This window comes from Gordonia hydrophobica NBRC 16057 (genome assembly GCF_001592365.1).
In the GTDB taxonomy this organism is placed as follows: Bacteria; Actinomycetota; Actinomycetes; order Mycobacteriales; family Mycobacteriaceae; genus Gordonia; species Gordonia hydrophobica.
In genome coordinates this window covers 64,865-79,188 of record NZ_BCWU01000014.1, presented here as the reverse complement: position 1 = coordinate 79,188, position 14,324 = coordinate 64,865, and the positions used below count along the sequence as shown (strand labels likewise).

10 protein-coding genes and 1 pseudogene are annotated in these 14,324 nt (G+C 67.2%); 4 read left to right on the top strand and 7 right to left on the bottom strand.

Annotated features, from left to right (window positions below; genetic code table 11):
* Position 1 precedes the first annotated feature (1 nt).
* From inhA to GH2_RS19075, 7 genes are all read right to left on the bottom strand, one after another.
* A complete protein-coding gene (gene inhA, locus GH2_RS19105) occupies positions 2-835 on the bottom strand; it encodes an NADH-dependent enoyl-ACP reductase InhA (protein ID WP_066171884.1) in 834 nt (277 codons plus the stop codon).
* 53 nt (positions 836-888) lie between these two features.
* Complete coding sequence (fabG1, locus tag GH2_RS19100; RefSeq protein WP_066171882.1) at positions 889-1,623, bottom strand: 3-oxoacyl-ACP reductase FabG1; 735 nt, start codon at positions 1,621-1,623, stop codon at positions 889-891.
* A gap of 16 nt (positions 1,624-1,639) precedes the next feature.
* Positions 1,640-2,632: a VWA domain-containing protein gene (locus tag GH2_RS19095; protein ID WP_084247633.1), complete on the bottom strand. Its 993-nt coding sequence runs from the start codon at positions 2,630-2,632 to the stop codon at positions 1,640-1,642.
* The gene (locus tag GH2_RS19090) at positions 2,632-3,570 is read right to left on the bottom strand and encodes a DUF58 domain-containing protein (protein WP_066171880.1); all 939 of its coding nucleotides are present in this window, start codon (positions 3,568-3,570) and stop codon (positions 2,632-2,634) included. The genes GH2_RS19095 and GH2_RS19090 overlap by 1 nt, the downstream gene beginning before the upstream one ends.
* On the bottom strand, positions 3,557-4,678 hold the full coding sequence (locus GH2_RS19085; RefSeq protein WP_239589143.1) for an AAA family ATPase: 1,122 nt from the start codon (positions 4,676-4,678) through the stop codon (positions 3,557-3,559). Before GH2_RS19085 ends, GH2_RS19090 begins: the two co-directional genes overlap by 14 nt.
* Positions 4,679-4,813: 135 nt before the next feature.
* Positions 4,814-6,229: a C40 family peptidase gene (locus GH2_RS19080; protein WP_084247636.1), complete on the bottom strand. Its 1,416-nt coding sequence runs from the start codon at positions 6,227-6,229 to the stop codon at positions 4,814-4,816.
* 331 nt (positions 6,230-6,560) lie between these two features.
* Positions 6,561-7,157 (bottom strand): Rv1476 family membrane protein, encoded by a 597-nt coding sequence (locus tag GH2_RS19075; protein ID WP_066171874.1) that lies wholly within the window; start codon positions 7,155-7,157, stop codon positions 6,561-6,563.
* 257 nt (positions 7,158-7,414) lie between these two features.
* Here GH2_RS19075 and acnA point away from each other — a divergent pair, with 257 nt between their 5' ends.
* The 4 genes and pseudogenes from acnA to GH2_RS19055 all read left to right on the top strand — a co-directional run bounded on the left by acnA (position 7,415) and on the right by GH2_RS19055 (position 14,226).
* Entirely contained in the window at positions 7,415-10,195 is a 2,781-nt protein-coding gene (acnA, locus tag GH2_RS19070) for an aconitate hydratase AcnA (protein WP_066171872.1), read from the top strand.
* A 5-nt stretch (positions 10,196-10,200) separates the two neighbouring features.
* Positions 10,201-10,782, top strand: coding sequence for a TetR/AcrR family transcriptional regulator (locus tag GH2_RS19065; protein ID WP_066171868.1), 582 nt, complete (start codon positions 10,201-10,203; stop codon positions 10,780-10,782).
* A gap of 188 nt (positions 10,783-10,970) precedes the next feature.
* Positions 10,971-12,569 carry a substrate-binding domain-containing protein gene (locus GH2_RS19060; RefSeq protein ID WP_066171866.1) on the top strand — a complete coding sequence of 533 codons (1,599 nt, stop codon included), beginning with the start codon at positions 10,971-10,973 and terminating at the stop codon, positions 12,567-12,569.
* Between the two features lie 114 nt (positions 12,570-12,683).
* Positions 12,684-14,226: pseudogene (locus GH2_RS19055) on the top strand (acyl-CoA synthetase).
* Positions 14,227-14,324: the final 98 nt, after the last annotated feature.

Genomic DNA, 14,324 nt, shown 5'->3' with positions numbered 1-14,324 from the left:
CTCAGTTCAGGAAGTTGTCGGGGAACCAGGTGTTGTGGCTGGCGCCGCCGTCCACGTAGATGATCGATCCGGTGGTGCCGGGGAGGAAGTCCGAGAGCACGGTGCACACGCTGGTGCCGACGACGCCCGGATCGTTCACGTTCCACCCGATCGGCGACGCGCCGTCCCAGTACTCGTTCAGCATGTTCAGCTTCTTGGCGTCGTCGGTCGCCGTTCCCGAAATCGCCTTGGCGGCAAGGGTTTTGATGGGCCCCGCGGCGACGAGGTTCGAGCGGATGCGCTTGGCCTCGCCCACCTCGCGGGCCACGTAGCGGTTCACCGACTCGAGCGCCGCCTTCGCCACACCCATCCAGTTGTAGTCGGGCAGCGCGGTGCGCGGATCGAAGTCCATGCCGACGATGGAACCGCCCTCATTCATCACCGGCAGCGCTGCGCGCGCGAGCGAGGCATAACTCCAGGCCGAGATCTCGAACGACTTCGCGACATCGGGACCGGGGCCCTCCAGGAACGGCACCGCATCGGGACCCATCAGCGTCTTCGGGGCGAATGCGATCGAATGGACCACGCCGTCGACGCCCTCGGGGGCCAACTCACGCACCTTGTCGGCGAGCTGTCCGAGGCTCTCCTCGTCGGTGACGTCGAGCGGAATGGCGGGCGGCACCTCCTGCGGCAGCCGCTTGGCGATGCGGTCGATGAGACGCAACCGCTCCGGAATTCCGGTGATGATGACCTTGGCGCCCTGCTCCTGCGCCACCTTGGCGGTGTGGAAGGCGATCGAGGCATCGGTGATGATGCCGGTCACCAAGATGGTCTTGCCTGCGAGGATCCCGCTCACGAAAAAGCTCCTGTCCGGTTCGGAAGTCGAATTGAGTTGTGGGTGGACCGGGCTCAGTTGCCCATGCCCATGCCGCCGTCGACGGGCAGCACGGCGCCAGTGATGTAGCCGCCCTGATCGGATGCCAGGAAACTGATCGCGGCGGCGACGTCCTCCGGCTTGCCGGTGCGGCCGAGCGGGATCGCCTGCTTCGCCATGTCGATGTACTTGTCCTCCATCGCGGCGGTCATGTCCGTCTCGATGAAACCGGGAGCGACGACGTTCGCGGTGATGTTCCGGGAACCGAGCTCGCGCGCGATGGAGCGGGCCAGACCGATCAGGCCCGCCTTCGACGCCGCGTAGTTCGCCTGTCCGGGAATGCCCGACGTCGCGACCACGGAGCCGAGGAAGATCATCCGCCCGAAGCGTGCGCGCTGCATGCCCTTGGTCGCGGCTTTCGCGCAGCGGAAGGCTCCGGTGAGGTTCGCGTCGACGACCTTCTCGAAGCTGTCCTCCGACAGGCGCATCAACAGCATGTTGTCGGTGATGCCCGCGTTCGCCACCAGGACCTCGACCGGCCCCTGGTGCTCGGCGACCTCGGCGAAGGCGCGTTCCACCGAGGCGTTGTCGGTGACGTCGCACTGGACGCCGAACAGGCCCTCGGGCGCGCCCGACCCACGGTGGGTGACGGCCACCTTGTGTCCGTCGGCGGCGAGGCGCTGCGCGACCGACAGGCCGATGCCGCGGTTACCGCCGGTGACGAGGACCGAGCGAGGCGTCTGGGCGGGAAGTGATGATTGGTCTGCCATGGTGATTCAACCTATCTCAGGGAAGTCGCCGGTTCAGGAAGAGGGCGGCGAACGCGCCGAGGATGGCGAGCAGGGTGCCCGCGATCAACCAGGGGCGGGAGTTGTCGCCGCGCTGCCGTTCGTAGCCGATCTGTTTCTGGAGCGTGGAATAGACCTGCTTGAGTTCGTCGAGGCTCGACGCGGTGTAGAAGTCGCCGCCGGAGAGGTTCGCGATCTTCCGCAGCGAGTCGTCGTCGACCGGCACCGAGACACTCTGCGTTCCGCCGCTGGGGCTCTCGATGTCGACGGTGCCGTTGAGCGTGCCGAACGAGATCGTCGACACCGGAATGCCCATCTCCTTGGCCTTGCGGGCCGCGGTGAACCCGCCGCGCGGATCGTCGGGGCTCTCCGGCACGGTCTGCGTGCCGTCGGAGAGCAGCACCACGCGGGCCGGCGGTGCGCCCTCGGGTCCGCCGAGCACCGCGTTCAGCGTCTGGATCTGCGTCAAGGCGGCGAAGATGCCCTCACCGGTCGCCGTCTTGTCCGCGAGTTTCAGCTTCTCCAGCGCCTTCTTCGTGGCGTCGTGGTCCGGCGTCGGTGAGACGAGGGTCGACGCCGTGCCCGCGAACGAGACCAGGCCGAGGTTGATGCCGTTGGTCAGATCGTCGGCGAACCGCTGGCCGGCCGCTTGGGCGGCTTTCAACCGGGACGGCGCGACGTCGGTCGCCTTCATCGAGTTGGACACGTCGACGACCAGCATGACCGTCGCCCGGTTGCGCGGGACGTCGCGCTCGGCCATCGGTCCGGCCATGGCGATCGTCAACAGCAGCAGTCCGACCAGCAGGATGGCCACCGGCACGTGCTTGAAGCGGTCCTGATTGCGCGGAGTTACCGAGCGGAGCATGTCGAGGTTCGCGAACGCCAGGGCACGGGCCCGCCGGCGCCGCATCACGTACACATACGCGGCGGCCAGTGCGACGACCAGCAGTGTCGCCAGCAGCCACCACGGGTGGGCGAGCAGATCGCTCATCAGCGCGCTCCTGCCGCCATGGTGCGCCGACGAGTGCCGACGAACCGCACCGTGTCGGCGATCCAGTCGCGATCACTGCGGAGCGACAGCACCGGCCCGCCCGCACTGCGGAAGGTGCGATGCACCTCGTCACGGTGCGCAGCCGACGCACGGGCGTAATCGGCGCGCACGCGCGGCGTCACGTCCACGTCGACGATCTCGCCCGACTCGGCGTCGCGCAGCGTGACCGGACCGACCGCGGGCAGTTCGATGTCGCGCGGATCGAGCACCTCGACGCCGAGCAGTTCGTGGTGCGCGCCGATCGCGCGCAACGAGCGCGCCCAGTCGATGTCGCCGAGGAAGTCGCTGATCACGACCGCCAGTCCACGCCGACGCAGCGGCCTGCGCAGGGCCTCCAGGCCCGCATCGAGGTCGCCGCGGACACCGGGCGCCGACCGCCTGGTGGTGGCGATCGCCTTGAGCAGCGCGCGGTCGTGGGCACGGCCCGACAGCGCGGGGATCCGCTCGATGCGGTCACCGGTCACGATGATCGCGCCGTGGCGATTGCCGCCGCCCGCGGTCAGATGGACCACCGCGGATGCCGCGGCGATCGCCAGATCGCGTTTGGTCCGCCCCACCGAACCGAAGTCGAGGCTCGCCGAGGCGTCGACGACGAACCACGTCTCCAATTCGCGGTCGGCGATCATCTGCCGGACGTGCGGGGAGCCGGTGCGCGCGGTCACCGACCACTCCATACGGCGGATGTCGTCGCCGGGCTGGTATTCGCGCGCCTCCCCCGGCTCCGATCCCGGACCGGGGATCAGCCCCAGGTGCTCGCCCTGCAGCACGCCGTCGAGTTTGCGTCGGACCGTCAACTCCAGCGATTTCAGCGCCGCGGTGAGTTCGGGATCGGTCAACTGCCCCTCATCGAACGACGGCAGATGACTAGCGTCCGCCATTGCCCTGCTGCTGCGTGACGGGGTTCTTCGCCATGGCAGGTCCCTGCTGCTGAGGCGTCGGCGCCTGCTGCGGGGTCCCCGGGGCCACCGGGGCCTGCGGCGGGCCGGCCGGGGCCTGCGACCCGGCCATCGGTGTCGCCGAGACCTGCGGCAGTCCCACCGTCTGCAGGATCCGCGTGATGATGTGGTCGGGCGTCACCTCGTCGGCCAAGGCGTCGTACGACAACACGATGCGGTGTCGCAGCACGTCGGGGATCACCTCGACGACGTCCTGCGGAATCACGTAGTCGCGCCCGTGGATGAGCGCGAGTGCCCGCGCTGAGGCGACGATGCCGAGCGTTGCGCGCGGCGATGCTCCGTAGGCGAGCCACTGGTCGACATCGGTCATGCCGAGTTCGGCCGGCCGACGGGTGGTGTTGATGACGCGGACCACGTAGTCGACGAGCGCGTGGTGCACGAAGACGTTGGCCGCCAGATTCTGCAGGCGGATGGTCGCCTCGGGGTCGAGGATCTGCGACGCCGTCGGGGGGACGTTGCCCATGCGGTAGACGATCTCGCGCTCTTCCTCGACCGACGGGTAGTCGACGAGGACCTTGAACAGGAAGCGGTCGCGCTGCGCTTCGGGAAGCGGGTACACGCCCTCGTTCTCGATCGGGTTCTGCGTCGCCATCACCAGGAACGGTGTGGGCATCGGGTAGGTGGTGCCGCCGATCGAGACGTGCCGCTCGGCCATCACCTCCAGCAGCGCGGACTGCACCTTGGCCGGTGCGCGGTTGATCTCGTCGGCGAGCAGGAAGTTGGCGTTCACCGGGCCGAGCTCGGTGTCGAACTCCTCGCGGCCCTGGCGGTAGATGCGAGTGCCGATGAGGTCCGACGGGACCAGGTCCGGGGTGAACTGGACGCGGGAGAAACTGCCGCCGATCACGGTGGCGAAGGTCTCGACCGCCAGCGTCTTCGCCACGCCGGGCACGCCTTCGAGGAGGATGTGTCCGCGCGCCAGCAGACCGGTCAGAATCCGTTCGACGAGCTTGTCCTGACCGACGATCACTCGCTTGACCTCGAACATCGCGCGCTCGATGAGCTTGGCGTCGTCCGCAGTGAAAGTCAGATCGTCTACGCCGGAGTTCTCCGACGTCGTGCCGCTGCGGTCACTGCCGCTGCTGCCTGTTGAAGTCAAGCCGATGCTCCTACCGATCGAGGCGTGCGATGTACCGTCACCCACAGTAGCGGGACTCGGCGGCGGTCAGAGGAGGCGCACGACGTTCGGCATGGCTCCCGCGGTCCGGACCGGCGAGATCTTGACCACGTCGCCGGACTGGGGGGCTTCGATCATGGTGCCGTCGCCCAGGATCAACGCGACATGCTGACTGGCGTTGGGCCCGTAGAAGATCATGTCGCCCCGTCGCATCTCCGACAGCGGTACCTGCGGACCGGCCGTGTACTGATAGCCGGAGTATTTCGGCAGGTCGATGCCGACGCCGGCGAATCCGTAGACCATGAGTCCGGAGCAGTCGAAGCCGACCTTCTGGTAGTCGCCGTAGCTGTCGGCGACGCCGCCGTCGCGGATGCCGAGGGTGGGTCCGTTGGCGTCGCCGCCGCCCCACGAGTATGTGACGCCCAATTGCGACTTCATCCGGTTGACCACGACTTCGATGGCCTCGGGGCCGCGCAGGCCCGGGCGGACGACGCCGCCGTACGTTCCGGGCGCGCCGCCGAGCAGGTTGCCGAGCGAGCCGTTGCCGAGGCGGGTGGTGGTGCCGTCGGGACCGGACTCCAGCGGGCTCGAGCCGCCGATGCCGAGTTCGTCCAGGAGTTTGGAGTGCGGGATCTGCTGCTGTCCGATGAGGCTCGCCAGGAGGGCCTGACCGGTGTCCGCCGCCAGTTTGGCTGCGGCGGCGGCCGCCTGCGCGACGGCGTCGTCGCCGGCAACGGGCTTGGCGGGGATGTTCTTCAGGACCTTGTCGATCTGGTCCACCGGACTGCCCGGCGCCGGTGCACCGGTGTTCTTCCTCGGCACGGACTTGCGGAGCTTGGCGAGTTTGTCGGCCAGCGCGGTGCGTTCGGACATCAGATCGCCGCGTTTGGTCTGCTGATCGCGGATCGCGGCCTGGGCGACGCGGACGGCCTGCACGGCGTCGTCGCGACGTGCGGCAGCGTTCTGAGCGGCCGTCGCGGTCTGCACCTTCGTGGCCTCGGTCGCCGCCACCCGATTGGCCTGCTGGTTACGGGCGACCTGGAGTTTGCGGATGACGGTCTGCTGCTGCCGGGTGACGCGATCCACCGCGGTCATCTGGTCGAGGATCTTCTCCGGGTCGTCGGAGGCGACGTACTTCGTCATCGCGCCGCGGTTGTTGCCTTCGCGATAGACGGTGCGGACGAAGGCGTCGAACTCCTTCTGCGCGGCCTCGACCTTCCCGCTGATGGTGGTCAGCGACGTCTTGGCGCTGCGGTTGGCGGCCGCCGCGACCTGCTGGGCGGCCACCGCGTTCTGGAAGTCGACGAGGGTGCGGTTGACGTTCTCGCGTTTGACGGCGACGGCGTCCGCGAGATCACTCAGATTCTGGTCGACGTCGGCGATCTGATTGATCAGTGATGCGACCGGGTTCGCGGTGGTCGGTTCGGCGAACGCCGGACCCGTGCCGAGGACGCTGACGAGCATGACGGCACCGACGGTGGTTCCGCGCGCGGCCCGCCGAGTGGCGTTCTGTCCTGCCTTCAACTCGAGTACTCCCTCACAACATTCATCCCCCAAGCACCATAAGTGTCTCCTGCACCGTACGTCACAGCAGTCGCCTGCGGCACCACCGGGATATGAATTACAAACACGTGATTACCTGCGGAAACGTTGCTATCTGCACAAAAGCGGAAACCTTAGAATCCCGTTACAGTTCAGTAACACAGGGATTGTGCGCTGCCGGTGTACCAGATGTCAGAAATGACGGAGACCGACGCCCCGGTGAGGGGCATCGGTCTCGGGGGTGCGGATCAGGTCAGCGAGCGTCGGCGGACGCGTCCTTCTCGACCTCGATCGATGCGGCGTCGTCGGTGCGCTCGGCGTCGGCGGCCTCGGCGCGACGGCGTCGTTTCGTCATCAATCGAGCGATCACGGCCCCGATGATCACCACGAGGATCAGTCCGATCGTGACACCGTTCCAATTGACGTTCGGGTCGGTCACGCTGTGATACATCTGCGTGGCCGCGCTCGTCGCGTCCGACCCTTTCGTCACCGACGTCGACGCGTCCTCCAGATCCACGCGGCTGAACTCGCTCGAGGCGGTGCCGCTGCCGCTGGGGCCGAAGACCAGGACGGTGCCGCCCACCTGAGACTGGAGCTCGGTGGCGATGTCGCGGTAGGCGGTGAACTTCGGGTACGTCTGGTCCAGCACCACCAGATGGAGGTCGTGGCCGTCGGCTGCGGCGTCGGCCACCAGCGCCTTCAATCCGGCCGCCTGATCGGCGGGAGCCCACACACCGGTGTCGTTCAACGACGCTGTGATGGCCGCCATGTCGAGGTTCGACCACACGTCGGCTGGCGCCTGCGCACCGGGCGGTGCGGCGAGCACAAACTCGGATGGACCCGGATTCATCAGTGGAAGCTCCCTCGAGCGATCGGTCGGACGTCGCGGCCAAGGATACGGCAGCGACCGTCGCGCAGGCCCGCTGACGTCGGTCGAGGTGAATTCGGCGTGTCGACACGAGCCATTCACCCAACCAGTACGCCCGTACTGCTATGATGGGTGACGTAGCAATGCGGCCGCAGCCCGCCGCAGGCTGCGACGCTTATGACTGAACTCCCGACGGCGCAGCCCGTCGTCGGAAACTGCACGAAACGAGTGGAGCACACGTGAGCATCAATTCCTTTGACTCCCGCGGCACCCTGGAGGTCGGTGAGAACTCTTACGAGATCTACCGACTGAAGGCGGTACCCGGAACCGAGAAGCTGCCCTACGCGCTGAAGGTTCTCGCCGAGAACCTGCTGCGCACCGAGGACGGCGCCAACATCACCACCGAGCACATCAACGCCCTGGCGAACTGGGACGCCGACGCCGAGCCGAGTGTCGAGATCCAGTTCACGCCGGCGCGCGTGCTGATGCAGGACTTCACCGGTGTGCCCTGCGTGGTCGACCTCGCCACCATGCGCGAGGCCATCACCGCACTCGGCGGCGACCCGAACAAGGTCAACCCGCTCTCCCCTGCCGAGATGGTCATCGACCACTCGGTCATCCTCGACGTCTTCGGCCGCGCCGACGCCTTCGAGCGCAACGTGGAGTTGGAGTACCAGCGGAACGGTGAGCGCTACCAGTTCCTGCGCTGGGGCCAGGGCGCCTTCGACGACTTCAAGGTGGTCCCCCCGGGCACCGGCATCGTCCACCAGGTCAACATCGAGTACCTGGCCCGCAGCATCATGGTCCGTGACGGCAAGGCCTACCCGGACACCTGCGTCGGCACCGACTCGCACACCACCATGGAGAACGGTCTCGGCGTCCTCGGATGGGGCGTCGGCGGCATCGAGGCCGAGGCCGCGATGCTGGGTCAGCCGGTCTCGATGCTGATCCCGCGCGTCGTCGGCTTCAAGCTGACCGGCGAGATCAAGCCGGGCGTCACCGCCACCGACGTGGTGCTCACCGTCACCGACATGCTGCGTCAGCACGGTGTGGTCGGCAAGTTCGTCGAGTTCTACGGCAAGGGCGTCGCCGAGGTTCCGCTGGCCAACCGCGCCACCCTGGGCAACATGAGCCCGGAGTTCGGCTCCACCTGTGCGATCTTCCCGATCGACGAGGAGACCATCAACTACCTGCGCCTGACCGGCCGCGACGACGACCAGCTGGCTCTGGTCGAGGCGTACGCCAAGGAACAGGGCATGTGGCACGACCCGGAGAACGAGCCGGTGTACTCGGAGTACATGGAGCTCGACCTCGGCACCGTGGTCCCCTCGATCGCCGGCCCGAAGCGTCCGCAGGACCGCATTCTGCTGTCGGAGTCGAAGGTCGCGTTCCGCAAGGACATCCACAACTACGTCGAGGAGCAGCATCCGGCTGCCGCGACCGCTGACGCCGGAGCCGTCGCCGACTCGGCGACCCTCTCGTTCGCGGACGACGGCGCGGTCAACGTGCAGTCGGCCGCGCTGGGCGCCGAAGGTCGTCCCAGCAAGCCGGTGAAGGTCACCGACCCGGAGCGTGGCGAGTTCATCCTCGACCACGGCGCCGTGGCCGTCGCGGGCATCACCTCGTGCACCAACACCTCCAACCCGTCGGTCATGATCGGCGCAGGTCTCCTCGCCCGCAACGCGGTCGAGAAGGGCCTGACCTCGAAGCCATGGGTCAAGACCAACATGGCGCCGGGCTCGCAGGTCGTCACCGACTACTACGAGAAGGCCGGCCTGTGGCCGTACCTGGAGAAGCTGGGCTTCTACCTCGGTGGCTACGGCTGCACCACCTGTATCGGCAACACCGGCCCGCTTCCGGACGAGATCAGCAAGGCCGTCAACGACAACGACCTGTCGGTCACCGCGGTCCTGTCGGGCAACCGCAACTTCGAGGGACGCATCTCCCCCGACGTGAAGATGAACTACCTGGCGTCGCCGCCGCTGGTCATCGCGTACGCCCTCGCCGGCACGATGGACTTCGACTTCGAGACCCAGGCCCTGGGTCAGGACACCGACGGCAACGACGTCTTCCTGAAGGACGTCTGGCCGTCGGCGCAGGAGATCGACGACACCATCAAGACCGCGATCAGCCAGGACATGTTCCGCAAGTCCTACGCCGACGTGTTCGCCGGTGACGAGCGCTGGCAGGGTCTGAACACGCCGGACGGCGACACGTTCGCGTGGGACGACAAGTCCACCTACGTCCGCAAGGCTCCGTACTTCGACGGCATGACCCTCGAGACGCAGCCGGTCGAGGACATCAAGGGAGCGCGCGTCCTGGCGCTGCTGGGCGACTCGGTCACCACCGACCACATCAGCCCGGCCGGTCCGATCAAGCCCGGCACCCCCGCCGCGCAGTACCTCGACGCCAACGGTGTGGCCCGCAAGGACTACAACTCGCTGGGCAGCCGTCGCGGCAACCACGAGGTGATGATCCGCGGCACGTTCGCGAACATCCGTCTGCAGAACCAGCTGCTCGACGGTGTCTCGGGCGGCTACACCCGTGACTTCACCCAGGAGGGCGGCCCGCAGTCGTTCATCTACGACGCGTCGGTCAACTACAAGGCCGCGGGCATCCCGCTGGTGGTGCTGGGCGGCAAGGAGTACGGCTCCGGCTCGTCGCGTGACTGGGCCGCCAAGGGCACCGTGCTGCTGGGCGTCAAGGTCGTCATCGCCGAGTCCTTCGAGCGCATCCACCGCTCCAACCTCATCGGCATGGGCGTGGTCCCGCTGCAGTTCCCGGAGGGCGAGAACGCCAAGACCCTGGGTCTGGACGGAACCGAGGTGTTCGACGTCGAGGGCATCACCGAGCTGAACGACGGCACCACCCCGTCCACGCTGAAGGTGACCGCCACGAAGGAGAACGGCGAGAAGGTCGTCTTCGACGGCGTCGTGCGCATCGACACCCCCGGAGAGGCTGATTACTACCGCAACGGCGGCATCCTGCAGTACGTGCTCCGGAACATGATCAAGAGCTGACCTTCATGCCACGGGTCAGCGATGACCGTCTTGCCGCGCGTCGTCGAGAGATCCTCGACGGCGCGCGGCATTGCTTCTCGGAGCACGGCTACGACGGAGCAACGGTCAAACGCTTGGAAGAGGCGACCGGGCTATCGCGGGGCGCGATCTTTCACCACTTCAAGGACAAGGAAGCTCTGTTCTTGGCGTTGGCGCGAGAGGACGCGGACCGGATGGCGGAGGTTGCAGCGCAAGAAGGTCTGGTCCAGGTGATGCGGGACATCCTCGCTCGTCCGAAGGACTTCGACTGGTTGAGCACCCGACTGGAGATCGTGCGGAAGATCCGTTCCGATCCCGGCTTTCGGGAGGCCTGGGAGGCGCAGGGCGCCGATCGTGAGGCGGCGACGCTCGCACGCCTGGAACGCAAGCGGCGCGCGGGCAGTCTCCGCAAGGACGTCGAACCAGAGGTTCTGGTGACCTATCTCGACGTGATCCTGGACGGCATCGTCACCCGATTGGCCTCCGGCCAGTCGACGGACGACCTGCACGCCGTCCTCGACCTGGTGGAGGCGTCGGTGCGGGTGCCTGCGGGCGAACACTACCGCTGACGCACACCGAGCGAACCCGGCGTCGTCGACGCCGCCACCGGCCCGGGGCCGTCGCCGACTGACGGCGGCCTCGGGCCGGTTTATGCGCGTAACAGCATATTCATGCCCTGCGTGTGTGCTGTGTCATCTGATCGTCTACCCTTTTTGTCGCATAGACGAGAACCCCGCATAAGGAGACATTCACACGCATGGGCGATCACCGCACTACCACCGTGTCCAGCACCGGACTCCGAGTCGGACTCTCGGTGGCGCTCGTCGCCCTGCTCGCCGGCGGCGGATATCTCGTCTGGCAGAAGAACAGCGACAAGTGCGACGACGTGCGTGCGGTCTCGGTGATCGCCGATACCGGGGTCAAGGACTTCGTCGAACGGCTGACCGAACGCGCGGAGGGCGAGAGCTGCCTGGACTTCACCGTCGAGGCCGTGGCGCCCAGCCACACCGGGGAGCGTCTGACCGGACGCGACGCACCACAGATCTGGGTCGCCGAGTCCCAGTCGCGGATCCGTCAGGTCCGCACCGCGCTGGGTCGATCGTGGTCGGACATCGGGCCGTCGCTCGGCGTGTCGCCGGTCGTCGTCGCGGGCCGCACCCATCCCGCTCGACTCTCGTGGACCGACCTCATGACCGATCCGAAGGTGCATGTCGATCCGCCCGCTCAGAGCGACGTCAGCAACGCCGCGGTGGTCGGGTCGCTCGCCGCGGTGTCGTCGGGTTCGCTCACGCACGGCACGCTGATCGAGGATCTGACCAAACGCGCGCTGCTGATGAACAACAACGAGGGCACGTCGGATCTCGCGAAGATCGCCGACGGCGCCGACCCGGCCGCCGCCCTCACCACCGAGCGCGAGGTGGTGAAGTACGCCCGCAGCCATTCGGACGACGTCATCGAGGCGAAGGTCCCCGAGTCGGGCACGGTGAACCTGGACTACCGGATCGCCGACGTCTCGCAGTCTGCGGATCAGGGACTGGCCGCCGAAGCCATCCGGGCGATCGTCGACGTCCTGCAGACGGAGGACGGTCGCGCCATCCGCGACGAGGAGGGGATTCGTCCGCCGGACGGCTCCCCGCTCGCCGGTGGCGAAGGCGTCGGCGACGTCGCCGCCCTGCAGCAGCCGAACCGCGAGCTGGTCGACAACATCCTGCGCAAGTGGTCGGCGTTGACCAAACCGATCCGCTCGCTCGTCGTTCAGGACGTCTCCGGATCGATGACCAAGGACGCGGGCGGCCGCAGCCGGGCCGAACTGCTCCGCGAAGCGTCGCTGTTCGGCTTGAAGCAGTTCCCGAAGAACACGGCACTCGGGTACTGGGCGTTCAGCATCAACCGCGGCGGCGACGGCAAGGACTACCGCGAGATCCTGCCGATCCGTCCGCTGGCGGAGAAGGTCGACGGCAGCACGCAGCGAGCGTTGCTCGGTAAGGCGGTCGACGACACGCTGAGCGATCTCGCGGGCGGCACCGGCCTCTACGACACGGTGCTGGCGGCGTTTCGCAGCGTCTACGACTCCTACGATCCGGCGTACTCGAACAGCGTCATCATCATGACCGACGGACGCAACGAGGACCGCGACACCATCACGCTGGCACAGCTGGTGTCCGAATTGAACATCATGAAGAACCCGGCCCGCCGGATCCCCGTCATCGCCGTCGGCATCTCCGAGGACGCCGACGCGGCGGCGCTGAAGAGAATCGCCGACGCGACGGGCGGCAAGTCGTTCATCGCCCGTGATCCCCAGGATATCGGTCCCATTCTGCTGCAGGCGGTCTCGTTCCGCGCCGAGGGCGCCTGAGGTCGGCGTCGTCACCACCGCGACACTGAGTCACCGCTCGATTCAGACACCGAATGAGCGCTTGGTCGGTTACCGTCGCTGAGAGACGTCCGACACACCCGAGGAGCGCGCCCCGTGTACCCAGGAACCTTTGCAGCGACCACGCCCGACAAGCCGGCCGTCATTCGCCCGGCGACCGGGGAGCAGGTGACGTACGCCGAGTTGATGGACCGCTCCACCCGGATCGCGAACCACCTGCGCGGCTTGGGAGTCGGTGAAGGCGACACGATCGCGATCGTCTCGGACAACGACCTGCGCATCTTCGACGTCTACTGGGCGGCCGTCCGCAGCGGCATGTACGTGACGGCGGTGAACCACCACCTGACTCCCGGCGAGGTCAATTACATCCTCGACGACTGCGGCCAAGGTCGTGTTCGCGGCCGCCGCCGTGGCCGACGCGGTGTCCCGCGCACACGAGATCCCGGCGTTGGCCGCACCGGAGAGTCGACTCGCGTGGGGCGGAGTCGTCGACGGCTTCGGTGATTTCGAGACGACACGGGAGGCGGCGTCGCCCGCCCCGTTGGCGTCCCAGCCCCGCGGCGCCGACATGCTGTACTCGTCCGGGACGACGGGACGACCCAAGGGGATCAAGCCGGACCTGCCCGGTGTGCAGGTCGACGAAGAGAAGGACTTGATGTCGCGGGTCTTCGGCGTGGTGTACGGGTTCGGGCCGGACACGGTCTATCTCTCGCCCGCGCCGCTCTATCACGCCGCTCCCCTGCGCTACTGCGCCATGACGAACGCACTCGGCGGCACCGTGATCATGATGGATCGCTTCGACGCCGAGGGAGCACTGAGACTCATCGACGAGTACTCGGTCACCCACAGCCAGTGGGTGCCGACGATGTTCGTCCGCATGCTCAAGCTGCCCGACGACGTCCGCAACGCCTACGACGTCTCCAGCCTGAAGGTCGCGGTCCACGCCGCTGCCCCGTGTCCGGCCGAGATCAAACGCCGGATGATCGAGTGGTGGGGCCCGGTGATCAGCGAGTACTACGCGGCGACCGAGGGCGTCGGCATCACCGTCATCAACTCCGAGGAGGCCCTCGCGCATCCGGGCTCGGTGGGGCGCGCCGTCCTCGGCGTGGTGCACATCTGCGACGACGCGGGCGTCGACCTGCCGGTCGGCGAGGTCGGCACGATCTACTTCGAGCGCGACGAGCCGACCTTCGTCTACCACAACGATCCAGCGAAGACGAAGGCTGCGCAGCACCCCGATCACGAGTGGTGGACCACCACCGGCGATCTCGGATACCTCGACGCGGAGGGCTACCTCTACCTCACCGATCGCAAGGCGTTCACGATCATCTCCGGCGGCGTCAACATCTACCCGCAGGAATCGGAGAACGTCATCATCAACCATCCCGCCGTGTACGACGTCGGCGTGATCGGTCTGCCGGACGACGACCTCGGCGAACGACCCGTCGGCTTCGTCCAGTTGATGGAGGGCGTGGCGCCCAGCGAGTCGCTGGCCCAGGAGTTGATCGAGTTCACCCGCAACGACCTCGCGGCGTTCAAGGCGCCGAAGGAGATCCGGTTCATCGACGAACTCCCCCGGACACCGACCGGCAAGCTGGTCAAACGCACCCTGCGCGATCAGGTTCTCGGGCGGTCTTGACCAGCGCGGTCACTGCGCGATCATTCAGGTGAATGACGGTGGACGAATTCGGCTAATCGGACGGGCCCGACGAACGATATACCTCATGTCGGGGCCGA